Source organism: Pseudomonas sp. B111 (assembly GCF_026428275.1).
Taxonomy (GTDB): domain Bacteria; phylum Pseudomonadota; class Gammaproteobacteria; order Pseudomonadales; family Pseudomonadaceae; genus Pseudomonas; species Pseudomonas aeruginosa.
The window spans coordinates 5,713,972-5,738,596 of sequence record NZ_CP097857.1; the positions used below are offsets into that span (position 1 = coordinate 5,713,972).

22 protein-coding genes are annotated in these 24,625 nt (G+C 66.5%); 9 read left to right on the plus strand and 13 right to left on the minus strand.

The genetic code is table 11. From position 1 onward, the window contains the following. The first annotated feature begins 29 nt into the window (after positions 1–29). On the plus strand, positions 30–545 hold the full coding sequence (locus M6E97_RS26455) for a DUF962 domain-containing protein (protein WP_003084225.1): 516 nt from the start codon (positions 30–32) through the stop codon (positions 543–545). Between the two features lie 39 nt (positions 546–584). Here the strand turns inward: M6E97_RS26455 and M6E97_RS26460 are convergent, their stop codons facing one another. Together M6E97_RS26460 and M6E97_RS26465 are read right to left on the minus strand one after the other, a co-directional pair. After that, positions 585–1,343, minus strand: a complete 759-nt coding sequence (locus M6E97_RS26460; protein ID WP_003112168.1) for a M48 family metallopeptidase — start codon at positions 1,341–1,343, stop codon at positions 585–587. Between the two features lie 171 nt (positions 1,344–1,514). Further along, positions 1,515–2,267, minus strand: a complete 753-nt coding sequence (locus tag M6E97_RS26465; RefSeq protein WP_033939744.1) for a sulfite exporter TauE/SafE family protein — start codon at positions 2,265–2,267, stop codon at positions 1,515–1,517. 93 nt (positions 2,268–2,360) lie between these two features. Between M6E97_RS26465 and M6E97_RS26470 the strand changes: the two genes are divergently transcribed. Further along, complete coding sequence (locus M6E97_RS26470) at positions 2,361–3,059, plus strand: ArsR/SmtB family transcription factor (protein ID WP_033939742.1); 699 nt, start codon at positions 2,361–2,363, stop codon at positions 3,057–3,059. Between the two features lie 12 nt (positions 3,060–3,071). Here the strand turns inward: M6E97_RS26470 and M6E97_RS26475 are convergent, their stop codons facing one another. The 6 genes from M6E97_RS26475 to M6E97_RS26500 form a co-directional block, all read right to left on the minus strand. Beyond that, on the minus strand, positions 3,072–4,061 hold the full coding sequence (locus tag M6E97_RS26475; protein WP_003084237.1) for a sulfate/molybdate ABC transporter ATP-binding protein: 990 nt from the start codon (positions 4,059–4,061) through the stop codon (positions 3,072–3,074). A gap of 3 nt (positions 4,062–4,064) precedes the next feature. Next, complete coding sequence (cysW, locus tag M6E97_RS26480) at positions 4,065–4,934, minus strand: sulfate ABC transporter permease subunit CysW (RefSeq protein ID WP_003084239.1); 870 nt, start codon at positions 4,932–4,934, stop codon at positions 4,065–4,067. 10 nt (positions 4,935–4,944) lie between these two features. After that, positions 4,945–5,763 carry a sulfate ABC transporter permease subunit CysT gene (gene cysT, locus M6E97_RS26485; protein ID WP_003084241.1) on the minus strand — a complete coding sequence of 273 codons (819 nt, stop codon included), beginning with the start codon at positions 5,761–5,763 and terminating at the stop codon, positions 4,945–4,947. Between the two features lie 161 nt (positions 5,764–5,924). Next, positions 5,925–6,923, minus strand: coding sequence for a sulfate ABC transporter substrate-binding protein (locus M6E97_RS26490; protein WP_003084243.1), 999 nt, complete (start codon positions 6,921–6,923; stop codon positions 5,925–5,927). Positions 6,924–7,099: 176 nt separating this feature from the next. After that, positions 7,100–7,282 (minus strand): sulfur starvation response protein OscA, encoded by a 183-nt coding sequence (gene oscA, locus M6E97_RS26495; RefSeq protein WP_003084246.1) that lies wholly within the window; start codon positions 7,280–7,282, stop codon positions 7,100–7,102. 163 nt (positions 7,283–7,445) lie between these two features. Beyond that, a complete protein-coding gene (locus tag M6E97_RS26500) occupies positions 7,446–9,728 on the minus strand; it encodes a putative bifunctional diguanylate cyclase/phosphodiesterase (protein WP_023107599.1) in 2,283 nt (760 codons plus the stop codon). A 171-nt stretch (positions 9,729–9,899) separates the two neighbouring features. Between M6E97_RS26500 and desA the strand changes: the two genes are divergently transcribed. The 6 genes from desA (at position 9,900) to M6E97_RS26530 (ending at position 17,800) form a co-directional block, all read left to right on the plus strand. Continuing rightward, positions 9,900–11,078 (plus strand): delta-9 fatty acid desaturase DesA, encoded by a 1,179-nt coding sequence (gene desA, locus M6E97_RS26505; protein ID WP_003084252.1) that lies wholly within the window; start codon positions 9,900–9,902, stop codon positions 11,076–11,078. Positions 11,079–11,306: 228 nt separating this feature from the next. Continuing rightward, positions 11,307–12,692 carry a sodium:solute symporter gene (locus tag M6E97_RS26510; protein ID WP_033939738.1) on the plus strand — a complete coding sequence of 462 codons (1,386 nt, stop codon included), beginning with the start codon at positions 11,307–11,309 and terminating at the stop codon, positions 12,690–12,692. 55 nt (positions 12,693–12,747) lie between these two features. Continuing rightward, positions 12,748–13,704: an agmatinase gene (gene speB, locus M6E97_RS26515; RefSeq protein WP_003112934.1), complete on the plus strand. Its 957-nt coding sequence runs from the start codon at positions 12,748–12,750 to the stop codon at positions 13,702–13,704. Positions 13,705–13,756: 52 nt separating this feature from the next. Next, entirely contained in the window at positions 13,757–14,719 is a 963-nt protein-coding gene (locus M6E97_RS26520) for a LysR family transcriptional regulator (RefSeq protein WP_079381539.1), read from the plus strand. A 112-nt stretch (positions 14,720–14,831) separates the two neighbouring features. Further along, positions 14,832–15,803 (plus strand): GGDEF domain-containing protein, encoded by a 972-nt coding sequence (locus tag M6E97_RS26525; protein WP_033939734.1) that lies wholly within the window; start codon positions 14,832–14,834, stop codon positions 15,801–15,803. Positions 15,804–16,417: 614 nt separating this feature from the next. After that, entirely contained in the window at positions 16,418–17,800 is a 1,383-nt protein-coding gene (locus tag M6E97_RS26530) for an OprD family porin (protein WP_009875698.1), read from the plus strand. A 134-nt stretch (positions 17,801–17,934) separates the two neighbouring features. Here the strand turns inward: M6E97_RS26530 and aguA are convergent, their stop codons facing one another. From aguA to M6E97_RS26555, 5 genes are all read right to left on the minus strand, one after another. Beyond that, positions 17,935–19,041 (minus strand): agmatine deiminase, encoded by a 1,107-nt coding sequence (gene aguA, locus M6E97_RS26535; RefSeq protein WP_033939733.1) that lies wholly within the window; start codon positions 19,039–19,041, stop codon positions 17,935–17,937. A gap of 85 nt (positions 19,042–19,126) precedes the next feature. After that, positions 19,127–20,005, minus strand: coding sequence for an N-carbamoylputrescine amidase (aguB, locus tag M6E97_RS26540; protein ID WP_003084270.1), 879 nt, complete (start codon positions 20,003–20,005; stop codon positions 19,127–19,129). Positions 20,006–20,166: 161 nt separating this feature from the next. Then, on the minus strand, positions 20,167–20,832 hold the full coding sequence (locus M6E97_RS26545; protein WP_003084271.1) for a TetR/AcrR family transcriptional regulator: 666 nt from the start codon (positions 20,830–20,832) through the stop codon (positions 20,167–20,169). A gap of 60 nt (positions 20,833–20,892) precedes the next feature. Then, a complete protein-coding gene (locus M6E97_RS26550) occupies positions 20,893–21,954 on the minus strand; it encodes a polyamine ABC transporter substrate-binding protein (protein ID WP_003084273.1) in 1,062 nt (353 codons plus the stop codon). Between the two features lie 255 nt (positions 21,955–22,209). Next, the gene (locus M6E97_RS26555; protein ID WP_034005637.1) at positions 22,210–23,586 is read right to left on the minus strand and encodes a glutamine synthetase family protein; all 1,377 of its coding nucleotides are present in this window, start codon (positions 23,584–23,586) and stop codon (positions 22,210–22,212) included. A gap of 278 nt (positions 23,587–23,864) precedes the next feature. Here M6E97_RS26555 and M6E97_RS26560 point away from each other — a divergent pair, with 278 nt between their 5' ends. Beyond that, positions 23,865–24,617: a gamma-glutamyl-gamma-aminobutyrate hydrolase family protein gene (locus tag M6E97_RS26560; RefSeq protein ID WP_003112938.1), complete on the plus strand. Its 753-nt coding sequence runs from the start codon at positions 23,865–23,867 to the stop codon at positions 24,615–24,617. Positions 24,618–24,625: the final 8 nt, after the last annotated feature.

Here is a 24,625-nt window from a genome sequence, read left to right on the forward strand (position 1 = left end):
TGCGAGAACCCTGGCGTGAGACCACAACAATGAAAACCCTAGTCGATCACCTTGCGCAATACGCCGCCTACCACCGCGACCGGCGCAACATCTTCAGCCATTTCATCGGCATTCCGATGATCGTCCTCTCCATCGCCGTGTTGCTGGCGCGGCCGGCGCTGGGGTTCGGCCTGTCTCCGGCGCTGCTGCTGGCGCTCGCCGCGGCGCTGTTCTACCTGCGCCTGGACCTGCGCTTCGGCGCGGCCATGACGGCGCTGCTGGCGCTGACGGTGTGGGGCGCTGCGCAATTGGCGGCGGGGACTACCGCGGCCTGGCTGGGCTGGGGCGTCGGCCTGTTCGTGGTCGGCTGGATCATCCAGTTCGTCGGTCATTACTACGAAGGGCGCAAGCCGGCCTTCGTCGACGATCTCAGCGGGTTGATCGTCGGTCCGCTCTTCGTGCTGGCGGAACTGGCCTTTCTGCTGGGGCTGCGCGGCGACGTGCAGCGCGAGGTCGAGGAGCGCGCCGGCCCGACCTGCATTCGCGAGCACAAGCGGGCGGCGTGAGGCGGTCTCCCGCGAGCGCGGGAGACCGGGGCGGGAGCGTTACTTGCGATCCGCGGCGATGCGCTGGCGGATGTGATCGGCGCGGGCCTGGGAGCCCGGGTGCGAATCGAACATGCTGCTGTCGCCGCCGCCCAGCTTGGCCAGCTTCTCGAAGGCGGTGACCAGGCCCTGGGTGTTCACTCCGCGCTTCTTCAGTAGCTCGTAGGAAAAATCGTCGGCGTCGGACTCCTGGGACTGGGAGAACTGCGCGTTGATCAGCGATTCCGTGAGTTCGCCCAGCTGGGAGCCGGACAGGGCGGCCAGCGCGCCGCTCTTCGAGGCGCCGGCGGCGCCGCGCACCGCGGCGGCCGCGTAGGCGGTCTGGGCGGCCTTGCGGGTGTGGCCGAGGGCGACGTGGCCCATCTCGTGGCCGAGTACGCCTTCGATCTCGTTGTCGCTCATCAGCTCCATCAGCCCGCTGTAGACGCGGATGCAGCCGTTGGCCATGGCCCAGGCGTTGACCTCCTCGGTGAGGTAGACCTTGTAGTTCACCGGCACGCCGTCGATCTGGTCGCCCAGGGCCTTGGCGATCTTGTCCAGGCGCTGGCCGTACTTGCTGTTGGCCGGGGCGATGCGGTTCTGCTGGTCGGACTCGGCACAGGCCTGGTCGGCGACCTGGCGGACCTCGGCGTCGCTCAGGGTGGCGGCCTTCACCGCCATCATGCCGTGCTGCATGAGGTCCCCCTGGGGCAGGTTCTGGCAGCCGGCCAGGGTGGCGCAGGCGAGGGCCAGGGCGGAAAGGGAAAGACGGGTCTTCATCGTGTGCTCCTTGCGATAGGTGGCGTTCCGTGCCGGACGGGCGTGTTCCGCCCGGTGCCGCGCGCCCGGTGGGGGTCGCGCGGCGGCGGATGATAGCGGCTTGTGCCGTTCGTCGGAAGTCCCGCGAAGGCCGCAGGCCCGCCCTGGCGGGTGCGCAATGCGTCCCTGGCGTCAGTGGAAACCGCGCCAGGCGAGGTCGGCGCCGAGCAGCAGGAGACCGACGAAGAAGCAGCGCCTGAACAGCGTCGCGCTGATCCGCTGGCGCAGCCACTGGCCGAGGAGCATCCCGCCCAGCGCCGGGACCAGGGTCAGCAGCGAGGCGCCGAGCATCTGCGGTTCGAGCAGGTCGCCATGCACGCCGAGAGTGACCGCCAGGGCCAGGGTCGAGGCGCTGAACGACAGGCCGAGGGCCTGGACCAGTTCGTCGCGCTGCAATCCTAGGGCTCCCAGGTAGGGCACCGCGGGAATCACGAAAACCCCGGTGACCGCGGTCAGCGCGCCGGTCGCCAGCCCGACCAGCGGGCCGGCCCAGGGCTCGTGGCGTGCCGGCAGGTGCAGCGGGATCGCGGCCAGGCCGAGCAGCGCGTAGGCCGCCAGGGCCAGGCCGAGCACGCCGGTGGCCTGCCTTGGCGCGTCGCCGCCGAGCCATGCGCCGACCAGCAGGGTGCCCACGACCACCCCGAACAGCAGGCCGGCCAGGCGCTTCATCAAGCCGAGGAAGCGCGGGCCGCAGGCGAGCTGCCAGAGGTTGGTCACCATCGACGGTACGATCAGCAGCGCCGCCGCCTGCATCGGCGGCATGGCCAGGCCGAGCAGGCCCACCGAGACCGTCGGCAGGCCCAGGCCGACCACGCCCTTGACGAAGCCGGCGAGAAGGAAGGTGAGGGCGATCAGCGGGATCAGGGCGTGGAGGTCGACGGACATGCGGGTTCTTCCTTGTCTCGGGCTGGCGCGAGCGGGCGATGGCGGCCAGTATCTCTCGTCGTCGACAGGCAATGTTTCATCCGGAGGTGAAGCATGCAATTCAATCCCGGCTTCAGTTCGCTGGCGGCGCTGCTCGCCGATCCCGGCCGCGCGCAGATGATCTGGGCACTGATGGATGGCAGCGCCCGCCCGGCCAGCGAGCTGGCGCTGCTGGCAGGCGTCTCGCCGTCCTCCGCCAGCGGCCACCTGGGACGGCTGGTCGAGGGCGGCGTGCTGAGCCTGGAGGCGCGCGGGCGCAATCGCTTCTATCGCCTGGCCGGGCCGGAAGTGGGGCAGGCGGTGGAAGCGCTGGCCAGCGCCTCCCTGGCCCTGCAGCCGCAGCGGCGCAGCCTGCCGCCGAGCCACGGCACGCCGTCGGCGTTGCGCGAGGCGCGATCCTGCTACGACCACCTGGCCGGCGAACTCGCGGTCGGTGTGTTCGCACGGATGCTGGATGCCGGCTGGATCGAGCAGGAGGGCAGGACGCTGCGCCTGAGCGCGACCGGCGAGGCCGGGCTGGCCGGGTTGGGGATCGACCTGGCGGAGGTCCGCCGCCGCCGTCGGCAGTTCGCCTGCGCCTGCCCCGACTGGAGCGAACGCAAGCCGCACCTCGGCGGCGCGCTGGGGGCGGCGTTGCTGGAGGCCTGTCTGCGCCAGGGCTGGTTGCGGCCGCAGGACGGCTCGCGGGCGTTGCAGGTGTCGTCGAAGGGCCGCGCGGGACTGCGCGGCCTGGCGGAGCGCACGGCGGGCTGAACCCGCCGGGGATCAGAGATTGGCCACCGGCTGGAAGGCCTTCGGCTTGAAGTAGAGGGTCTCGCCGCGGGCCAGGCCGGCCAGGCTGTCGTGGTCCTTCACCACTTCGGCTTCGATCAGTTCGTCCTGGCCGTCGACCTTCAGCGTTACCCGGGTGATCGCCCCCAGCGGACGGATGTCGCGGACCTCGGCGGCGCGGTGCTCGGCCACCGCGGAACGCGACAGCGACACTTCGTGGGGGCGGAACAGCAGGTGCTGGTCGTTGCCCAGTTGCAGGCGGTTGGAGTCGCCGAGGAAGTGGTAGACGAAATCGCTGGCCGGGTTCTCGTAGACCTCGCCGGGCGAGCCGATCTGCTCGATCACGCCCTTGTTCATCACCACGATGCGGTCGGCCACTTCCATCGCTTCTTCCTGGTCGTGGGTGACGAACACCGAGGTCAGGTTGATCTCCTCGTGCAGGCGCGCCAGCCAGCGGCGCAGCTCCTTGCGTACCTTGGCGTCGAGGGCGCCGAAGGGTTCGTCGAGGAGCAGGATCTTCGGCTCCACCGCCAGCGCGCGGGCCAGGGCGATACGCTGCCGCTGGCCACCGGAGAGCTGCTCGGGATAGCGGTCGGCGAGCCAGTCGAGCTGCACCATGTTGAGCAGCTCGTGGACCTTGGCCTTGATCGCGGACTCGCCCGGCCGCTCGCCCTTGGGCTTCATGCGCAGGCCGAAGGCGACGTTGTCGAACACCGTCATGTGGCGGAACAGCGCGTAGTGCTGGAAGACGAAGCCGACGTTGCGGTCGCGCACGTCGTGCTGCGAGACGTCCTCGCCATGGAACACGATGTTGCCGGCGTCCGGGGTTTCCAGCCCGGCGATGATCCGCAGCAGGGTGGTCTTGCCGCACCCGGAGGGGCCGAGCAGGGCCACCAGCTCGCCGCTCTGGATGTCCAGGTTGATGTCGTCCAGGGCCTTGAAGGCGTTGAAGTTCTTGCTGACGTTACGGATTTCGATGCTCATGGTTCATTCCTCGTCAGCATTGCTTTTCAGTCGGGACATGCGGGATTCGCTCCACTGCTTGAGCAGAAGGATGACCAGCGCCATCAGCAGCAACAGGCTGGCGACGCTGAAGGCGGCGACGTGGTTGTATTCGTTGTAGAGGATCTCGACGTGCAGCGGCAGGGTGTTGGTGACGCCGCGGATGTGTCCGGAAACCACCGACACCGCGCCGAACTCGCCCATCGCCCGGGCGGTGCAGAGCACCACGCCGTAGATCAGGCCCCACTTGATGTTCGGCAGGGTCACGTGCCAGAACATCTGCCAGCCGTTGGCGCCGAGCAGGCGGGCGGCCTCCTCTTCCTGGGTGCCCTGTTCCTGCATCAGCGGGATCAGTTCGCGGGCGACGAAGGGCACGGTGACGAAGAGGGTCGCCAGGACGATGCCGGGCACCGCGAAGACGATCTGGATGTCGTGGTCGCTCAGCCATTCGCCGAAGTAGCCCTGGGCGCCGAACAACAGCACGTAGATCAGGCCGGCGATCACCGGCGAGACCGAGAACGGCAGGTCGATCAGGGTCACCAGGATGCTCTTGCCGCGAAACTCGAACTTGCTCACGCACCAGGCGGCGGCGACGCCGAACAGCAGGTTGAGCGGCACCGAGATGGCCACCGCGATCAGGGTCAGCTTCAGCGCGGCCAGCGCGTCGGGCTCGAGGATCGCCTCGAAGAAGGTGCCGAACCCCTGCTTCAGCGCCTCGCTCAGGACCACGTAGAGCGGCAGCAGGAGGAACAGGGCGAAGACCAGCCAGGCCAGGACGATCAGGGCCAGGCGGCCGCCGGCGTTGCCGCGGCGGGAGGCGCTGGCGGTGGCAGCGGAAATGCTTGCACTGGACATGGCGCCCTCCTTACGGGGTTTCGATGCGGCGCTGCAGCAGGTTGATCAGCAGCAGCAGGATGAAGGACACCACCAGCATCAGCACGCCGATGGCGGTGGCGCCGGTGTAGTCGTACTGGTCCAGCTTGACCATGATCAGCAGCGGCAGGATCTCGGTCTTCATCGGCATGTTGCCGGCGATGAAGATCACCGAGCCGTATTCGCCGACGCCCCGGGCGAAGGCCAGGGCGAAACCGGTCAGCCAGGCCGGCAGCAGCGCCGGCACGAGGATATGGCGGAACACCTGCAGCGGCCTGGCGCCGAGGCAGGCGGCGGCTTCCTCGACTTCCTTGGGAATGTCGGCGAGCACCGGCTGCACCGTGCGGACCACGAACGGCAGGGTCACGAAGGTCAGCGCCAGGGTGATCCCCAGGGGGGTATAGGCGATCTTGAAGCCGAGGTCGCTGGCGAACTGGCCGACCAGGCCGGCCGGCGCATAGAGCGCGGTGAGGGCGATACCGGCGACGGCGGTGGGCAGGGCGAAGGGCAGGTCGATCATGGCGTCGATGATCTTCCGTCCGGGGAATTCGTAGCGCACCAGGACCCAGGCCAGCAGCGTGCCGATCAAGCCGTTGAGCACGGCGGCGGCGAGCGCGGTGCCGAAGCTCAGCTTGAGCGCGGCGAGCACCCGCGGCGCGCTGATGATGGCCCAGAATTGCTCCCAGCTGAGCTGGGTGGTCTTGAGGAACATGGCCCCCAGCGGGATCAGGACCAGCAGGCTGAGGTACACCAGGGTGTATCCCAGGGTCAGCCCGAAGCCGGGTATGACCGGGGAAATGCGTCGTGACATGTTCTGTCCTTACTCTGCGTTGGAACGCTTGGTGGCTCTCCCGGTGCCGGTTCCTTCCGGCAGTGGGCCCGGTACGGGACCGGGCCTGCCAGCCCCCTCGCCCATCCGGGAGAGGGTCTGGGAGAGGGGCCGTGGTTCGGGCGACGGGCCTGCCGTCGCGATCATTGCGCCTGGTAGATCTGGTCGAAGATGCCCCCGTCGTTGAAGAACTTCGGCTGGGCCGTCTTCCAGCCGCCGAAATCGGAGTCGACGGTGACCAGGTTCAGTTTCGGGAACTGCGTGGCGAACTCGGCGGCGACCTTCTGGTTGCGCGGCCGGTAGAAGTTCTGCGCGGCGATGCGCTGGCCTTCCTCGCTGTACAGGTATTGCAGGTAGGCCTCGGCGACCTTGCGGGTGCCTTTCTTCTCGACCACCTTGTCGACCACCGCGACCGGCGGTTCGGCGAGGATGGAGATGGAGGGTACGACGATCTCGAAGTTTTCCCCGCCCTGTTCCTTCTTCGCCAGGAACGCCTCGTTCTCCCAGGCCAGCAGCACGTCGCCGATCTGGTTGTTGACGAAGGTGATGGTCGAGCCGCGGGCGCCGGTGTCGAGCACCGGTACGTGCTTGTACAGCGCCTGCACGTAGTCCTTGGCCTTCTCGTCGCTGCCGTACTGCTTCTTCGCCCAGGCCCAGGCGGCGAGGAAGTTCCAGCGCGCGCCGCCGGAGGTCTTCGGGTTCGGCGTGATGACTTCCACGCCTTCCTTGGTCAGGTCGCCCCAGTCCTTGATGCCCTTGGGGTTGCCCTTGCGCACCAGGAACACGATGGTCGAGGTGTAGGGGGTGCTGTTGTCCGGCAGGCGTGCCTGCCAGTCGGCCGGCAGCAGCTTGCCGAGCTTGTGCAGTTCGTCGATGTCGCCGGCCAGGGCCAGGGTCACCACGTCGGCCTTGAGCCCGTCGATCACCGCGCGGGCCTGCTTGCCGGAGCCGCCGTGGGACTGCTGGACGGTCAGGTCCTCGCCGCCCTGGGCCTTCCAGTGCTTGATGAAGGCCGCGTTGTAGGCCTGGTACAGCTCGCGGGTCGGGTCGTAGGAAACGTTCAGCAGTTGCGTGGCCGCGGCAACCGGGCCGGAAACCAGGGCGCTGGCGAGTGCGGCCAGGGCGAAACGACGAAGGGACATGTGCAGCTCCTAGGTGTGTGCTGTTTCGATTGTTCTAATGGGGTGTTGGCGGAACGACGGGAACACGGGGCGTCAGGCGCGCATTCGCGGCCGACAGCTGCAGTACCGGTGCGGATGGGGTATCGAACGGATGTTCATGGCGAGACGCCTCCGGTGGTCCAGTCGGGTCGTGTGCTTCAGGCCTGCTTGACGGCCGGTTGCTGCAGACGGAATTTTTCCTTGCGCTCGATCTGCACCACCTGGCCGTTGTGCACGGTGATCTCGACGGCGCCGAAGCGCAGGCCGCGCAGGGCACTCTGGATTTCACGCAGGATGGTGGCTTCGTCCTGGCCATCCAGGCTTCTGAGGGTTGCGCTCATGGGTCTCTGCTCCTGTGGCTCGAGGTGCCGCGTTGCTCGACGAAGTGGAGGCGGCGTGAGGCGCATAGTAAGCAGTGGGCAATATTCTTAAAAATATTGTTTAAGAATCTTTATAGGTAAAGTAGTTATAAGACGGCGAAGCGGCCCGGCTTCGCCGCCAGGCTCAGTCTTCCGGCAGCGCCACGGGCGGCAGGTCGAAGCGCAGCGCTTCCGCCGGTTGCGGTCGTCCGTACCAGTAGCCTTGGCCGAAGTCGCAGCCATGTTCGCGCAGGAACAGCGCCTGGTCCTGGTGCTCGATACCCTCGGCGACCACCCGCAGGCCCATGCTTTGCGCCAGGGCAACGATCGCCCGGGCGATCGCGGCGTCGTCCACCGCGCCGGGCAGGCCGGCGACGAAGCCCTGGTCGATCTTCAGCTTGTGCACCGGCAGCCGCTTGAGGCGCATCAGCGAGGAATAGCCGGTGCCGAAGTCGTCGATGGCCAGGTTCACGCCGAGGATGCGCAGGCGGCAGAGCAGGTTGAGGGACTGTTCGAAGTCCTCCATCACCGCGCTTTCGGTGACTTCCAGCTCCAGGTAGCGGGGCTCCAGCCCGGACTCTTCCAGGGCGTTGGCGATCCTTTCCTCCAGGCCGCCGCGGTTGAACAGCCGGCTGGAGACGTTGACCGCGACGAACTCCAGCTCGACGCCGCGCTGTTGCCACTCGCGCATCTGCTGGCAGGCACGCTTGAGCACCCAGTTGTCCAGCGCGGCGATCAGCCCGCATTCCTCCGCCACCGGGACGAACTCGCCTGGCGGCACCAGGCCGCGCTCGGGATGCTGCCAGCGCACCAGCGACTCGACGCCGACGATCCGCCCGCTGGCCAGGTCGTGCACCGGCTGGTAGTGGACGCGCAGTTCGTCGTGCTCCAGCGCATGGCGCAGGGCCGATTCCACCTGGACATGGGCGCGGGCCCGGGCGGTCAGCACGCGGGTGTAGAAGGCGTAGGCGTTACGCCCGCTGTCCTTGGCCTGGAACAGCGCGGCGTCGGCGTGTTGCATCAGGTGGTCGACGTCGCTGGCGTCTTCCGGGTAGAGGCTGACACCGAGGCTTGCGCTGATATAGATCGGCTGGCAGTGGATGTCGAACGGCGCGTTGAAACCGTCGAGGATGCGCTGTGAGAGTCGCGCGACGGCTTCCGGGTCGTCGTTCTCGACGAGGATGGCGAATTCGTCGCCGCCCAGTCGCGACAGCAGGCAGCGCTCGTCGAGCTGGTGTTGCAGGCGCTTGCTGACTTCCTTGAGGAGCATGTCGCCGGTGGTGTGGCCGAGGCTGTCGTTGATGTGCTTGAAGTGGTCGAGGTCGATCAGCAGCAGGGCCCCGGCCACCGTCCGGTCCTTGCCGTTCTCCAGCGCCTGCTCGATGCGCTCGCGCAGCAGCACGCGGTTGGGCAGGCCGGTCAGCGAGTCGTGGTGGGCGAGAAAGTCCAGCTCGTTCTCCGAGCGCTTGATGCTGCTCAGGTCGGAGAACACCCCGACGTAGTGGGTCAGTTGGCCCTGGTCGTTGCGCACCGCGCGGATGTGCAGCCACTGCGGGTAGATCTCGCCGCTCTTGCGCCGGTTCCAGATTTCTCCGCTCCAGACGTCCTGCTCGCGCAGGGCCAGCCACAGGCGCTGGTAGAACGCCTGGTCCTGGCGGCCGGAGCGGAGGATCGCCGGGGTCTTGCCGAGCACGTCCTCGGAACGGTAGCCGGTGATGCGCTCGAAGGAAGGGTTGACGTGCACGATCACCGCCTGGGCGTCGGTGACCAGAACGCCCTCGCGGGTGCTGTCGAACACCGCCGCGGCCTGGCGCAGGTGGTCTTCCTTGAGCCGCTGCAGGGTGATGTCGCGGGCCACGCCGGTGTAGTGCAGCGGCTTGCCCAGGGCGTCGCGGAGGACCCGGCCGCGCGAGTGGATCCAGCGGTAGTCGCCGTCCTTGTGGCGCAGGCGGTAGATGTGGTCGAGATTGTCGGTCAGGCCCTGCAGGTGGTTGCGGTGGGCCTCCAGCACGGTGGCGTACTCTTCGGGGTGCAGGCGCTTCTTCCAGGTCTCGATGGGGTCGCCGAGTTCCTCCGGGGCGAGGCCGATCAGCGCGGCGTAGCCCGGCGAGACGAACATCCGGTCGGTCACCAGGTCCCAATCCCAGAGTCCGTCGCGCACCGCTTCCAGGGCACGGTTCAGGCGCTGCTCGCTGCCGTGCAGTTCGTCGTAGGCCTGGGCCTTGCGGCGAAACTGGCGTACCAGGTAGAGGTACAGGAGCAGGCCGGTGGCGGCGAAGAAGAACAGCCGCTTGGCGGTCATCCAGAACACCAGCTGGTCGTGGTCCTGGACCCGGTTTTGTAACAAATGATCGCTCAGGAACGCCCAGGCGATGGCGATTGCGAGATAAGCCAGGCTCAGGCGAAGGGCACTCAGGCGGGGGCTCATGGGATTTTCAGTGGGCAATTATTGGCCGGGCAGTATAAATGATGGCCATCCGGCCCTGTTCATATCTAAAAGAACGGATGGTAATCCCCAGCCGCTTGGTGATAATGCCCCCAGGTTTTGTCAGACAAGGCCCTCATCACTCCCAAGTCCCCCCGAGGTTCAGTACCGCCTATGTGGTTCAACGGTTTTCTCGACCTGTCGCCCTGGCAACTGGTGGCAGTTACCCTGGTGCTGACGCATATCACCATCGTCAGCGTGACCGTCTACCTGCATCGCTATTCCGCCCACCGTGCACTCGACCTGCACCCCGCGTTGCAGCACTTCTTCCGTTTCTGGTTGTGGTTGACCACAGGGATGAACACGCGCGAATGGACCGCGATCCACCGTAAGCACCATGCCAAGTGCGAGACCGTCGAGGATCCGCACAGCCCGGTGCACAAGGGCCTGTTCACCGTCCTGCGCGCAGGCGCGGAGCTGTACAAGGCCGAGGCGAAGAACCAGGACACCCTGCGCATCTACGGCAAGAACTGCCCGGACGACTGGATCGAGCGCAATCTCTACTCGCGCTTCCCGATCGGCGGCGTGGTGCTGATGGCGCTCATCGACCTGGCCCTGTTCGGCGCCCTTGGCCTGACCGTCTGGGCCGTGCAGATGGCATGGATTCCGTTCTGGGCCGCCGGCGTGGTCAACGGCCTCGGCCACGCGGTCGGCTATCGCAACTTCGAATGCCGCGACGCCGCCACCAACCTGGTGCCCTGGGGCATCCTCATCGGTGGCGAAGAGCTGCACAACAACCACCACACCTACCCGAACTCGGCCAAGCTGTCGGTGAAGAAGTGGGAATTCGACCTGGGCTGGGCCTGGATCAAGCTGTTCAGTTTCCTGCGCCTGGCCAGGGTCGCCCGGGTCGCGCCGATCGCCCATCGGGTCGAGGGCAAGCACAGCCTGGACATGGACACCGCCATGGCGATCCTCAACAACCGCTTCCAGATCATGGCGCAGTACCGCAAGCTGGTGATCGCGCCGCTGGTCAAGCAGGAAGTGGCCAAGGCCGACGAGTCGGTGCGCCACCTGTTCCGCCGCGCCAAGCGCCTGCTGTCGCGCGAGACCAGCCTGCTGCAGGACCGCCACCACGTGCGCATCGACTCGATGCTCGCCCACAGCCAGGCGCTGAAGGTGATCTACGAGAAGCGCCTGGCGTTGCAGCAGATCTGGGCCAAGACCAGCGCCAACGGCCACGACATGCTGGCGGCGATCAAGGACTGGGTGCATGAGGCGGAAGCCAGCGGTATCCAGTCGTTGAAGGAGTTCGCCGCGCAACTGAAGACCTACTCGCTGCGTCCCGCCTGACGCCTGGCGCGCCCTCGCGGGTGCGTCAGCCGCCTCTGCAACGCGCCGGCTCCTGCCGGCGCGTTGCGTTTCGGCGTCGCCAATGCGACGCCCCGCCGATACTTCTCTTCCTCCGCAAGTCGACTTGCCCGATCCGGGATTCAGCCCGGGCGGCGCCCGGCCTATCTTCGGCGTGCCCAGGCGCCACGCCGGGCGTCACGCAGAACAACAAGAAAAGGAGCGCGGGCGATGTTGCTGGATTACCTGATCATGCTGGTCTACGCCCTGGCCATGCTGGGCCTGGGCTGGTACGGAATGCGCAAGGCGAAGAGCCAGAGCGATTTCCTCGTCGCCGGACGCCGCCTCGGCCCCGGCCTCTACCTGGGAACCATGGCCGCGGTGGTGCTCGGCGGCGCGTCGACCATCGGTACGGTCAAGCTCGGCTACCAGTTCGGCCTGTCCGGCTTGTGGCTGGTGTTCATGCTCGGCCTGGGGATCATCGTCCTCAGCCTGGTGTTCTCGCGGCAGATCGCGCGCCTGCGGGTGTTCACCGTGACCCAGGTGCTGGAGCAGCGCTACCAGGCCTCCTCGCGCCTGATCGGCGGGGTGGTCATGGTCGCCTACGACCTGATGGTGGCGGTCACCGCGACCATCGCCATCGGCTCGGTCACCGAGGTGGTATTCGGCATCCCGCGGATCCCGGCGATCCTCTGCGGTGGCGGGATCGTCATCGTCTATTCGGTGATCGGCGGCATGTGGTCGCTTACTCTGACCGACATCATCCAGTTCGTGATCAAGACCGTCGGTATCTTCCTGGTCCTGCTGCCGTTGTCGATCGACGGCGCCGGTGGCCTGGCGCGCATGCAGGAGGTGCTGCCGGCGGGCTTCTTCGACCTCGGCCACATCGGCCTGGATACCATCCTCACCTACTTCCTCCTGTACTTCTTCGGCGCGCTGATCGGCCAGGACATCTGGCAGCGGGTGTTCACCGCGCGCAGCGAGACGGTGGTGCGCTACGCCGGGCTTGGCGCCGGCGTCTACTGCATGCTCTACGGCGCCGCCTGCGCGCTGATCGGCGCGGCGGCGCGGGTCCTCCTGCCGGACCTGGCGGTGCCGGAGAACGCCTACGCCGAGATCACCCGCGAGGTACTGGCGCCGGGCCTGCGCGGCCTGGTGGTGGCGGCCGCGCTGTCGGCGATCATGTCCACCGCCAGCGGGTGCCTGCTGGCAGCGGCCACCGTGCTGCAGGAAGACATCTACGCGCGCTTCCTGCGCCCCGGTACCACCAGCGACATCCGCCTGAGCCGTTGCATCACCCTGCTGATGGGCGTGGCGATGCTGGTCCTGGCGTGCCTGGTCAATGACGTCATCGCGGCCCTGAGCATCGCCTACAACCTGCTGGTCGGTGGCCTGCTGGTGCCGATCGTCGGCGCGCTGCTGTGGCGTCGGGCCAGTCCGCAGGGAGCGATCGCCAGCATCGTCGCCGGTTGCCTGGCGGTGATCGCCTGCATGGCCCGCGACGGCCTGCTCGCCAACTCGCCGATCATCTACGGCCTGCTGGCCAGCCTGGCGACCTTCGTCGCGGTCAGCCTGGCTACCCGTCCTGCCGCCAGCCTGCGAGCCCAGCCGGAATGAACCCACCGCGCCGGGCGGCGCCCGGCGCTTTCTTCCCGCCACACGGAGACGCCCCATGTCGAACGACCATCCGCAGCCCCTCGACGCCGCCGAGATTCCCCGCTTCGCCGGTATCCCGACCTTCATGCGCCTGCCGGCGTTCACCGACCCGGCGGCGCTGCAGGTCGGCCTGATCGGCGTGCCCTGGGATGGCGGCACCACCAACCGCGCCGGTGCCCGCCATGGCCCGCGCGAGGTGCGCAACCTGTCCAGCCTGATGCGCAAGGTGCATCACGTCAGCCGCATCGCGCCCTACGACCTGGTGCGGGTCGGCGATCTCGGCGACGCGCCGGTGAATCCCATCGACCTGCTCGATTCGCTGCGCCGCATCGAAGGCTTCTATCGCCAGGTCCATGCCGCCGGTACCCTGCCGCTGTCGGTCGGTGGCGACCACCTGGTGACCCTGCCGATCTTTCGCGCCCTGGGTCGCGAGCGGCCGCTGGGCATGGTGCATTTCGATGCGCATTCCGATACCAACGACCGCTACTTCGGCGACAACCCCTACACCCACGGCACGCCATTCCGCCGAGCCATAGAGGAAGGCCTGCTCGATCCGCTGCGCACGGTGCAGATCGGCATCCGCGGCTCGGTGTATTCGCCGGACGACGACGCTTTCGCCCGCGAGTGCGGCATCCGCGTGATCCACATGGAGGAGTTCGTCGAACTGGGCGTCGAGGCGACCCTGGCCGAAGCGCGGCGGGTGGTGGGCGCCGGGCCGACCTATGTGAGTTTCGACGTCGACGTGCTCGACCCGGCCTTCGCGCCCGGCACCGGCACCCCGGAGATCGGCGGCATGACCAGCCTCCAGGCCCAGCAGCTGGTCCGCGGCCTGCGCGGGCTGGACCTGGTCGGCGCCGACGTGGTGGAAGTCTCGCCGCCGTTCGATGTCGGCGGCGCCACGGCGCTGGTGGGGGCGACCATGATGTTCGAGCTGCTCTGCCTGCTTGCCGAGTCGGCCGCGCGAAGCGCCTGACGGCGTTCCGCCGGCCCGGCTTTGGCGCTATAACGAAGGCGGACCGAACGCCATGGGGGCGGGAATGCTGGGCAACATCAACGACATCGACCTGCGCATGCTGCGCACCTTCTGCGCCATCGTCGAGGCCGGCGGCTTCACTGCCGCCCAGGCGCGCCTGAACACCAGCCTGTCGCGCCTGAGCGTGCTGGTGCGCGACTTGGAGGTGCGCCTGGGCTATTCCCTGTGCCGGCGCGGCAACGGCGGTTTCCAGTTGACCGAGGAGGGACAGGAACTCTACGACGCCGCGCTCGGCCTGTTCAGCGACATCGCCCGTTTTCGCGAGCAGGTCCGCGGCCTCGGCGGGCGCGATCGCGAGGCGTTGCACCTGGGCTGCGTCGATGGCGTCATCGGCCAGCATTGCCTGCCGTTGCCGCTGGCCATCCGGCTGTTTCGCCAGCGCGCCCCGGAGGTGCTGCTCAAGCTGCACACGCGGCGTCCCGACGAACTCGAACACGCGGTGCTGGAAGAGCGCCTGCAACTGGCGGTGGGGGCCTTTCACCACCGGTTGTCCGGGCTCTACTACCAACCCCTGTTCCGCGAGGAGCAGAACCTCTATTGCGGCAGCGCGCACCCCTTCTTCGCCCGGGCGGACGACGAGCCGACGCTGGGCGAGATCTGCGCCGCCGACTATGTCGGCCGCGGCTACATGGCGGAAAACCATCGCCCGCACGACCTGCGCTTCAACCAGGGGACCGACGCCTACACCATGGAGGCCATCGCTACCCTGGTCTTCAGCGGCACCTACATCGGCTACCTGCCGACGCACTATGCCGCCACCTGGGTCGCCGAAGGGCGCATGCGGGCGATCCGGCCACGGCAACTGGCCTACGACTCGGAATTCCATTGCATTACCCGCCAGGGACACGAAGAACGACCGACCCTGACCCTGTTCCTGCGCTCGCTGTTCGAGGCGCAGAAACAATTGGGCGTGCAGGCTCCGGCGAATACGAACGGCATCGCTCGGCAATTGTGATCGAGCGCACTGGCTGGAGCCTTTCCCTGCCGTTCGGCGGGCATTTCTGTATCGCCGCGACCCCTGCGCTAAGTTGGCGGTCGAACCCGTTCCGCGAGCAGAGCGACGATCCATGGACGACCTAACCGGCATTCCCGAAGACCCGCAGGAGGCCGCGCTGGCCTTGCTGCACAGCCGTGCCGAAGTGGCCCGGCTGAAGGAGCGCGAGCAACTCTTCAGCGCCTTGCTGGCCAGCGTCAACTCGGTGCTCTGGGCCTACGACTGGCAGAACCGGCGGATGGTCTACGTCAGCCCCGCCTACGAGAAAATCTTCGGCCGTTCCGCGGCGCTGCTGCTGGCGGACTACGAGGAGTGGCGCAACAGCATCTACCCGGACGACCTCGACTACGCCGACAGCAGCCTGCTGCAGGTGCTCGAACGTGGCGCCATGGAACAACGCGAATACCGCATCGTGCGCGGCGACGGCGAGGTCCGCTGGCTCAACGACAAGTGCTTCGTCAGTCGCCAGGGCGAGGCGGGACTGCCGCTGATGGTGGTGGGCATCGCCGAGGACATCACCGACAAGAAGCACATGGAGAGCGAGCTGCAACGGTTGGCCACCACCGACGTGCTGACCCAGAGCAGCAACCGTCGCTATTTCTTCGACAGTGCCGAGGCGGCCTTCAAGGAGTGTCGCCGCGAGGGGATACCGTTGGCGTTCCTGCTGCTGGACGTCGATGACTTCAAGAAGATCAACGACCGCTTCGGCCACCAGGTCGGCGACCAGGTCCTCCAGCGTATCGCCCAGAGCGGCAGTGCCGCGTTGCGCCGTGGCGACCTGTTCGGGCGGATCGGCGGCGAGGAGTTCGCCGTGCTGCTGCCCGGCTGCGACGAGCAGACCGCGCGACAGATCGGCGAACGCCTGCAGCGCGAGGTGCAACGCCTGCGCTTCCAGGAGGGCGAACAAAGCTTCGGGATCACCGTCAGCCAGGGCCTGACGGTCCTCCAGGCTGATGACGAGGGGCTCGGTGCCCTCTACAGCCGGGCCGACGCCGCGATGTACTCGGCCAAGCGCCAGGGCAAGGACTGCATCGTCGTGGGCTGACCGCTGGGCAAACGTTTCCGTTTTGTCGACGGCGCCACGGAATACCTCTTTGGGGAGGCGACCGGCAGGCTGCGGCTGCGGTACAATATTCCTTAAAGCTATTAAATGCGAATAATTAATTCTTTTTAGGTTTATTGCGGATATTTTACTGTTTATTACCCACGCGCTATAAAGCGCAGGAAATAACGATTTTCTGAAACGTGGCGGTAACTCGCCAGAAAGGAAGCTGTAATAGGCGGTTTTCTGCCGATACCCTCCGGCCCCGTCAGCCGGGAGAAGGGCAGGAAGCCCGAGAGGACGCGAAGGCGGAGCCCGATGGAAAGATTGGCTTACAAATTGCCTTCACTGGCGGTGGGTCGAGACACCCGCCGCACAATAACAAGACACGAGTACACCCATGCACACGCTTCCGTTCGCTGCCTCCCTGCCTGCTTGCCTGCCCCGTCGTTCCATCGTCGCGGGTTGCGCCGTTTCCTGATCCATCGAATGCCGAGTTTCGCGCGCGCCATCTTCCGGGATGGTACGGCGCTCAGTGTTTCAACGACCGGTCGGGCCCACGCGTTCCACTTCCCCCGACCGGAAGACAATTAGCAATACCAATGGGGAAAAGACCAATGAAGAGTCGCAAGATCAACAAGTCACGACTGGCCCTGGCCATCACTGCCGGTACCCTCGGTGCCCTGGCGCAACAGGCGGTCGCCGCCGGTTTCATCGAGGACAGCAAGGCATCGCTGACCCTGCGCAACTTCTACATCAATACCGACAACCGCAATGGCAGCGCCTCGCCGAGCAAGCAGGAAGAGTGGGGCCAGGGCTTCATCCTGAATTACCAGTCGGGCTTCACCCAGGGCACCGTCGGCTTCGGCGTCGACGCGCTGGGCCTGCTCGGCGTGCGCCTGGACGGCGGCGGCCGTGCCGGCAAGAGCGGCCTGGACCGCCAGCCGGGCACCGTGTTCCCGCTGGAAAGCAACGGTGAGCCGGTGCACGACTTCGCCAGCCTGGGCCTGACCGCCAAGGCCAAGGTATCCAACACCGAGTTCCGCTACGGCACCCTGCAGCCGAAGCTGCCGGTGGTCACCTACAACGACGGCCGCCTGCTGCCGGTCACCTTCGAGGGCGGCCAGGTCACCTCGACCGATCTCAAGGACTTCACCCTGGTTGCCGGCCAACTGGAGCACTCCAAGGGCCGTAACTCCACCGACAACCGCAGCCTGAGCATCGCCGGCGCCAACGGCAGCAGCGCCAGCTCGCGCGACAGCAACAAGTTCTACTACGCGGGTGGCGACTACAAGGTCAACAAGGACCTGACCCTGCAGTACTACTACGGCAACCTGGACGACTTCTACAAGCAGCACTTCCTCGGCCTGATCCACAACTGGCAGATCGGCCCGGGCGTCCTGAAGACCGACCTGCGTGCCTTCGACAGCAGCTCCGACGGCAAGAACGGCAGCCGTTCCGGCCGTGCCGACGGCTACGTCAGCAGCGGCTACTACGGCAGCGGCGTGACCAAGGGCGAAGTCGACAACCGCGCCTTCAGCGGTCTCTTCACCTATACCGTCAGCGGCCACAGCATCGGCGCCGGCTACCAGATCCTCAACGGCGACAGCGACTTCCCGTTCCTGAACCGTGGCGATGGCGAAGGTTCCACCGCGTACCTGATCACCGACGTGCAGATCGGCAAGTTCCAGCGTGCCGGCGAGCGCACCTGGCAGGTCCGCTACGGCTACGACTTCGCCACCGTCGGCGTGCCGGGCCTGACCTTCAACACCATTTACCTGAGCGGCGACAAGATCAAGACCGCCCGCGGCGACCAGAGCGAGTGGGAACGCGATATCTCCCTGGCCTACGTGATCCCGGACGGCACCTTCAAGGGCCTGGGCTTCACCTGGAAGAACGCCTCCTTCCGCAGCGGCCTGCCGGCCGCCGGTTCGAGCAACAACCAGCGCGACCAGGACGAGAACCGCCTGATCGTCAGCTACACCCTGCCGCTGCTGTAAGCTCCGGCCGGACAGGAAAAAGCCCGCGTCCTCCAGGAGGACGCGGGCTTTTTTCATTCAGGGCGCCACTCGGCGTGCCGGGCCGGCCAGCGCGAACAGCGCCGCGGCTGGCCATCCGCCCTGGGGGATGCCCGTCAGGCCTTGCGCGGCGCCGGTTGCTGCTGGGTGATGCAATGGATGTTGCCGCCGCCGAGGAGGATCTCGCGCCCCGGGACCATCACCACCTCGTGCTCGGGGAACACCCGCTGGAGGATCGCCCTGGCCTCGGCGTCCTTGGGATCGTCGAAGCTCGGTGCGACGATGCCGCCGTTGACGATCAGGAAGTTCACGTAGGAACCGGCCAGGCGAATGGAGGGATCGCGCGGCTGGCTGCCCTCGACGATATCCACGCCGTCGCACTCTTCCTGGGTCGCGTACAGCGGGCCGGGGATCGGCATCTTGTGCACCACCAGCTTGCGTCCCTTGGCGTCGCGGCTTTCTTCCAGCACGCGGAGGGCGGACTGGCAGCGCAGGTAGTTCGGGTCGTCCTGGTCGTCGGTCCAGGCCAGCAGCACCTCGCCGGGACGCACGTAGCAGCAGAAGTTGTCGACGTGGCCGTCGGTCTCGTCGTTGTAGAGGCCGTTCGGCAGCCAGATGATGCTGTCCACCGCAAGGTAGTCGCGCAGGGTCCGCTCGATCTCCGCCTGGCTCAGGTGCGGGTTGCGGTTGTGGTTGAGCAGGCATTCCTCGGTGGTGATCAGCGTGCCTTCGCCGTCGACGTGGATCGAGCCGCCCTCGAGGACGAAGTCGTCGGTGCGGTAGCGGGCGCGCCGTTCGATCTCGAGGATCTTGCGTGCCACCTGGTCGTCGCGCTGCCAGGGGAAGTACAGGCCGCCTTCGAAGCCGCCCCAGGCGTTGAAGCCCCAGTCGACGCCGCGTACATCGCCCTTGTCGTCGATGACGAAGGTCGGGCCGGTGTCGCGGACCCAGGCATCGTCGCTGCTGATTTCCACGACGCGGATGTTGCCGTCGTCGAGGCGTGCGCGCGCGTTCTCGTACTGCCCGGCGCTGGCGCAGACGGTGACCGGCTCGAAGCGCGCGATGGCCTTGGCCACCGCGGCGAAGGCCGCTTGGGCCGGCTTGCCGCCGTTGCGCCAGTTGTCCGGGCGCTCCGGCCAGACCATCCAGGTCTGCTCGTGGGGTTCCCATTCGGCGGGCATGCGGAAGCCGTCGGCGCGTGGGGTGCTGGTCGGATTGCTCATCGCTGCTCCTGAAATCGTTGCTATGCGCGGCGGACGCCGGCGCGGAATGCGCGGGGCGTCCCCGCGCGGATCGTTTCCCGAGGCCTCAGGACTCCAGCGAGCCGTCCAGGGTCTTCAGCGGACCGTAGAGGTTCGGCCGGCGGTCGCGGAACACGCCCCAGGCGCTGCGGGTGCGCTCCAGCGCATCGAGGTCGAAGGTGTGGACAAGGATACCTTCCTCGGTGTGGTTCAGCTCCTCGACTTTCTCGCCGAACGGGTCGGCGATGAACGAAGAACCATAGAAGGTGATGTCGTAGCCGTCCTGCTCCTCGCGGCCGATGCGGTTGGAAGCCACCAGCGGCATCAGGTTGGCCCCGGCATGGCCTTGCTGCACGCGCTGCCAGTGATCGCGCGAGCTGATACTGGCGTCGTGCGGTTCGCTACCGATGGCGGTCGGGTAGAACAGGAGTTCCGCGCCGAGCAACGCCATGCTGCGCGCCGATTCGGGGAACCACTGGTCCCAGCAGATACCGACGCCGATCCGTGCGTAGCGGGTCTGCCAGACCTTGAAGCCGGTGTCGCCCGGATTGAAATAGTACTTCTCGTGGTAGCCCGGGCCGTCCGGGATGTGGCTCTTGCGGTAGACCCCGAGGTTGCCGCCATCGGCGTCGATGACCGCGATGCTGTTGAAGCGGGCGCGCCCGGCGCGTTCGAAGAAGCTGATCGGCAATACCACCTGCAACTCCCGGGCGAGGGCCTGGAAGTGGGCGATGGCGGCGTTCTCCTCGACCGTGGTGGCCAGCTGCAGGTAGTCCGGGTTCGGCTTCTGGCAGAAGTAGGGGGTCTCGAACAGTTCCTGGATCAGGATGATCTGCGCACCCCTGGCGGCGGCCTGGCGCACCAGTTTCTCGGCGCGGGCGATGTTCGCCGGACGATCCCAGGAGCAGGCCATCTGGGTGGCGGCGACGGTGACGTTGCGGGTCATGGAACACCTCGTGTGCTGGCTCGGATGGCTGCCGGGCTTGGCGGCGGCCGGTTGTGGGTCGGGCGGGCGGGAACGGGGTGTCGCGCCCGATCGAGTGATGGGCGGATTTATATCCGATAAAAATCGGACTGTGAAGCGGTTTAAGGGAGTTTATGGATTTTCTATCGATTTAAATCGGATATAAATCCGGTTAATGGTTCGCTACGCTTTTCCAGGATCGGCGGCAGGTAGAGCCCCAGGTAGGCGTCGAACACCCGCATGCCTTCTTCCGCCAGGCGTGCGTCGATGATCCCGTGACGCTGGACCGACAATGCGTAGACGCGATCGCCTAGCTCCATGGCCAGGCTGAAGATCTCGATATCGGTCGGCAGCGGAGGCAGCAGGAAATGCCGCTCGAACAGGGCGCGCATGGCCTGGCCGAGTTGCACGTCATGTTGGCGATCGGCCTGGGTGACTTCGGCCAGGCCGTGGCTGGCGAGAATCAGTTGGCGGGCCGCCGCGTCGCGGGCGTAGACCGCCAGCATGCGCTCCTCGACGATCCGCGACAGGTCGCGCCAGCAGCGCAGGCCTGCATGGTCCACCGGCTGTTCGAGGCACGCGCGGAAGGCGGCGTGGACCTCGCCGGTCAGCCCCTGGAGCAGGGCCGGCACGCTGGGGAAGAAGTGGTAGACCGACGATGGCGGCATTTCCGCGCGTTCGGCCACGCTATAGATGGTCAGGCCGCCGATGCCTTCGTCGGCGAGCAGGCCGCGAGCGGCGTCGAGGATCGCGGCGATCCGGGCCTGGCTGCTGGCGCGGGGCTTGCGGATGGACGAGGTGGGCTGCATGGCGGGTCTCCGGGCGTGAGCGGCTATTGGACGCCAGCTCACGCGACCGGGGCAAGCCGCTCAGTGGCTGGCGCCGCGGAAGGCCTTCCAGATCTCGTCGACCACCGGCCGGAGTTTTTCCGGCGGCGTTTCCAGGGCGAACAGGCGGCGGCTGGTGTCGCGGTCCGGATACAGGCCGGGTTGCTGGCGCAGGGCGGGATCGAGGAAGCCGGCGGCGTCGGCGTTGCCGCTGGGGTAGAGGGTGGCGGCGGTGATCTGTGCGGCGATCTTCGGTTGCATCAGGTAGTCGATGAAGCGGTGCGCCTGTCGTGGATGCTGGGCGCTGGCCGGAATCACCAGGTTGTCGATGAACAGCACCGAGCCTTCCTGCGGTACCTCGAAACTTACCGGCTGGCCCGCCTTGGCCGCGCGCAGGGCGTCGCCGACCCAGGCCATGGCCAGGCAGAGGCGACCGCCTTCGAGGTCGGCGATGTAGCGCTCGCTGTCGACGTAGCGCAGGTTCGGTCGCAGTCCGTGCAGCGCCTCGGCGGCGCGGCGTACCTGGCTCGGAGCGGTACGACCGAGGTTGCGGCCCTGGTAGTTGAGGAGGATCGCCAGGGTTTCGTCCGGCGCGTCCAGCAGGCTGATGCCGCAGCTTTTCAGGCGCTGGCTCTGGCTGGCGTCGAACAGCAGGCTCCAGCTGTTGGGCAGCGGCCCGCCATAGGCGGCTTCGGCCTGCGGGGTATTGATGGCCAGGCCTACGGCACCCCATAGATAGGGGACGGCGTGGCGGTTGTCAGGGTCGACCGCGGCCAGTTTGCTCAGCAATTGACGGTCGAGATGGCTGCGGTTGGGCAACTGGGTGAAGTCCAGCGGCCGCAGCAGGTTGTCCTTCAGCAGGGCCGGCAGGGTGTCGTGGGAGGGGACGGCGACGTCGATCGCCTCGCCACTGCGCAGCGCCTTGTCCAGTTCCTCGGCGGTGGCGAAGGTGTGGTATTCGACGCGGATGCCGGTGTCCTTCTGGAAGGACTCGAGCACCTGCGGGTCGATGTAGTCGTTCCAGTTGTAGACGCGCAGGGTCTCCTCGGCTTGGGCCAGCCAGGGTGCGAGGGCGAGGAACAGCAGGACGGAAAGGCGGGGCATGGAATCTTCTCGCTGGACGGAACGGAGCGGACGATGGTGCCGGAGCCACGCGGCAGCGGCATTGATGCAGGCCAGCATCGAGTCTGGCGGGAGGCGTGGCGGCAGGCTGTGCCGTGGCGCACATTTCCCGGTTCCGAGAAAAGGACCGGGGCGGTTTCCCAGACACAGACGCCCCCGCGTTGAGTGTCTGCGAAACCGCCCCGGATTTCGCTGCGTACGGCGCTGGTCCGGAGCCGGCGCGCCGATACCGCTACCTCAGACGGTATGCAGGTACCAGTTGTACTCGAGGTCGGAGATCGAGTGCTCGAACTCCTCCAGCTCGCTTTCCTTGCAGGCGACGAAGATGTCGATGTACTTCGGGTCGATGTACTTCGCCATGATCTCGCTTTCGTCCAGCTCGCGCAGGGCGTCGCGCAGGTTGTTCGGCAGGCTCGGCTCCATCTGCTCGTAGGAGTTGCCTTCGATCGGCGCGCCCGGCTCGACCTTGTTGGTCAGCCCGTGATGAACGCCTGCCAGCACCGCTGCCAGTAGCAGGTAGGGGTTGGCGTCGGCGCCGGCCACGCGGTGCTCCAGGCGCACCGCGTCCGAGCTGCCGGTGGGCACGCGCAGGGCCACGGTGCGGTTGTCCAGGCCCCAGCTCGGCGCGTTCGGCACGTAGAACTGCGAACCGAAGCGGCGGTAGGAGTTGACGTTCGGGCAGAGGAAGGCCATGGAGGCCGGCAGGGTCTCGAGCACACCGCCGATCGCATGGCGCAATGCGGCGTTCTGCTCGGGATCCTCGCTGGTGAAGATGTTGTTGCCGTGCTTGTCGAGCAGCGAGATATGCACGTGCAGTCCGTTCCCGGCCTGGCCCGGATAGGGCTTGGCCATGAAGGTGGTGTCCATCTCGTGGTCGTAGGCGATGTTCTTGACCAGGCGCTTGAGCAGCACCGCGTGGTCGCAGGCCTTGAGGGCGTCGTTGACGTGGTTGAGGTTGACCTCGAACTGCGCCGGTGCGGATTCGGCGACGATGGCGTCGGCCGGGATGCCCTGGGCGCGGGCGCCGTCGATGATGTCCTGGAGGCACTCGACGTATTCGTCGAGGTCGTCGATGGAGTACACCTGCACCGACTGCGGACGCTTGCCGGAGATCGGCGAGCGCGGCGGCTGCGGCCGGCCGTTCACGTTCTCCTGGTCGATCAGGTAGAACTCCAGCTCGAAGGCGGCGACGATGGTCAGTTCCATCTCGGTGAACCTGGCCACCACCTGGCGCAGGACTTCGCGGGGGTCGGCGAAGAACGGCTCGCCTTCCAGTTCGTGCATGGTCATCAGCAGTTGCGCGGTCGGGCGCTTCTGCCAGGGTTCCATGGAGAGGGTGCCGGGGATCGGGTAGCAGATCCGGTCGGCGTCGCCGATGTCGAGACCCAGGCCGGTACTCTCTACGGTGGAGCCGGTGATATCGAGGGCGAACAGGGAAGCGGGGAGATTGATACCTTTTTCGAAGACTTTGTTCAGACTGTTGCGTTCGATCCGCTTGCCGCGAACCACGCCATTCATGTCTGCAATAAGGAGGTCGACGAACTGGACCTCGGGATGTTCCTTGAGGAACTCGCTCGGTTCAGTGAGCTGAACGGCACGCTGGGGTACCGACATGATGCAACACCTTTTTTGTTAAAAATTTCAATCATGCGGGGGGTAGGCTATGAGTCAATCCGAAAGCCTGTGGGATGTCAATAGCCGCCAAAAACGCCCTCTTGTGGGGCATTGAGGCCGTTTTCAGGGCATTTTCGCCGGACGAAAAGCCGAAAAAAACCTCGCGTCGAAGGGTGTTCAGGAGTGCGTGTTCAATTTTTTACAGGCCTATTGTGTAAAAAAATGAACAACGCTAAGCTCGGCCAAACCCCATAACATCTACAAACAACGGGTGTCTCATGTCTCGCCTGCCGTTAATCGGCGTCACCGCCTGCACCAAGCAGATCGGTCTTCATCCCTACCACATTGCCGGCGACAAATATCTGCGTGCCGTCGTCAACGGCGCTGGCGGTCTCCCGCTGATCATTCCTGCGCTGGGCGAGTCGATCGACCAGGCAGCCCTGCTGGACAGCGTCGACGGCTTGCTCTTCACTGGCTCGCCGTCGAACGTCGAGCCCCGTCATTATAGTGGACCGGCGAGCGAGCCCGGCACCCTCCACGACTCCGACCGCGACGCCACCACGCTGCCGCTGGTCCGCGCCGCCATCGACGCCGGCATTCCGGTCCTCGGCATCTGCCGCGGTTTCCAGGAAATGAACGTGGCTTTCGGCGGCAGCCTGCACCAGAAGGTGCACGAGGTCGGAACCTTCATGGACCACCGCGAGCCGGCCGACCAGCCGCTCGAGGTTCAGTACGCGCCGCGCCATGCCATGCATGTGCAGCCGGGCGGAGTGCTCGCCGGTATCGGCTTGCCGAGCGAGTTCCAGGTCAATTCCATCCATGGCCAGGGCGTTGATCGTCTGGCGCCGGGCCTTCGAGTAGAAGCACTGGCGCCTGACGGGTTGGTCGAAGCCATCTCCGTAGAAGGTGCAAAAGCCTTCGCTCTTGGTGTGCAATGGCACCCGGAGTGGCAGGTTCTGACGAACCCCAACTATCTCGCTATCTTCCAGGCTTTCGGTAAGGCCTGCAGCAAGAGGGCGGGGCAACGTTGAGTCCGGCT

Excerpts from the sequence above, each read along its gene's own strand:
- cysT (WP_003084241.1), bottom strand. The coding sequence starts at position 5,763 with ATGTCACGACGCATTTCCCCGGTCATACCCGGCTTCGGGCTGACCCTG.
- M6E97_RS26560 (WP_003112938.1), top strand. The coding sequence starts at position 23,865 with ATGTCTCGCCTGCCGTTAATCGGCGTCACCGCCTGCACCAAGCAGATC.
- M6E97_RS26545 (WP_003084271.1), bottom strand. The coding sequence starts at position 20,832 with ATGCAGCCCACCTCGTCCATCCGCAAGCCCCGCGCCAGCAGCCAGGCC.
- M6E97_RS26530 (WP_009875698.1), top strand. The coding sequence starts at position 16,418 with ATGAAGAGTCGCAAGATCAACAAGTCACGACTGGCCCTGGCCATCACT.
- M6E97_RS26520 (WP_079381539.1), top strand. The coding sequence starts at position 13,757 with ATGGGGGCGGGAATGCTGGGCAACATCAACGACATCGACCTGCGCATG.
- speB (WP_003112934.1), top strand. The coding sequence starts at position 12,748 with ATGTCGAACGACCATCCGCAGCCCCTCGACGCCGCCGAGATTCCCCGC.
- aguB (WP_003084270.1), bottom strand. The coding sequence starts at position 20,005 with ATGACCCGCAACGTCACCGTCGCCGCCACCCAGATGGCCTGCTCCTGG.
- oscA (WP_003084246.1), bottom strand. The coding sequence starts at position 7,282 with ATGAGCGCAACCCTCAGAAGCCTGGATGGCCAGGACGAAGCCACCATC.
- M6E97_RS26465 (WP_033939744.1), bottom strand. The coding sequence starts at position 2,267 with ATGTCCGTCGACCTCCACGCCCTGATCCCGCTGATCGCCCTCACCTTC.
- M6E97_RS26460 (WP_003112168.1), bottom strand. The coding sequence starts at position 1,343 with ATGAAGACCCGTCTTTCCCTTTCCGCCCTGGCCCTCGCCTGCGCCACC.
- M6E97_RS26555 (WP_034005637.1), bottom strand. The coding sequence starts at position 23,586 with ATGTCGGTACCCCAGCGTGCCGTTCAGCTCACTGAACCGAGCGAGTTC.
- M6E97_RS26490 (WP_003084243.1), bottom strand. The coding sequence starts at position 6,923 with ATGTCCCTTCGTCGTTTCGCCCTGGCCGCACTCGCCAGCGCCCTGGTT.
- aguA (WP_033939733.1), bottom strand. The coding sequence starts at position 19,041 with ATGAGCAATCCGACCAGCACCCCACGCGCCGACGGCTTCCGCATGCCC.
- M6E97_RS26500 (WP_023107599.1), bottom strand. The coding sequence starts at position 9,728 with ATGAGCCCCCGCCTGAGTGCCCTTCGCCTGAGCCTGGCTTATCTCGCA.
- M6E97_RS26525 (WP_033939734.1), top strand. The coding sequence starts at position 14,832 with ATGGACGACCTAACCGGCATTCCCGAAGACCCGCAGGAGGCCGCGCTG.
- desA (WP_003084252.1), top strand. The coding sequence starts at position 9,900 with ATGTGGTTCAACGGTTTTCTCGACCTGTCGCCCTGGCAACTGGTGGCA.
- M6E97_RS26470 (WP_033939742.1), top strand. The coding sequence starts at position 2,361 with ATGCAATTCAATCCCGGCTTCAGTTCGCTGGCGGCGCTGCTCGCCGAT.
- M6E97_RS26510 (WP_033939738.1), top strand. The coding sequence starts at position 11,307 with ATGTTGCTGGATTACCTGATCATGCTGGTCTACGCCCTGGCCATGCTG.
- M6E97_RS26550 (WP_003084273.1), bottom strand. The coding sequence starts at position 21,954 with ATGCCCCGCCTTTCCGTCCTGCTGTTCCTCGCCCTCGCACCCTGGCTG.
- M6E97_RS26455 (WP_003084225.1), top strand. The coding sequence starts at position 30 with ATGAAAACCCTAGTCGATCACCTTGCGCAATACGCCGCCTACCACCGC.
- cysW (WP_003084239.1), bottom strand. The coding sequence starts at position 4,934 with ATGTCCAGTGCAAGCATTTCCGCTGCCACCGCCAGCGCCTCCCGCCGC.
- M6E97_RS26475 (WP_003084237.1), bottom strand. The coding sequence starts at position 4,061 with ATGAGCATCGAAATCCGTAACGTCAGCAAGAACTTCAACGCCTTCAAG.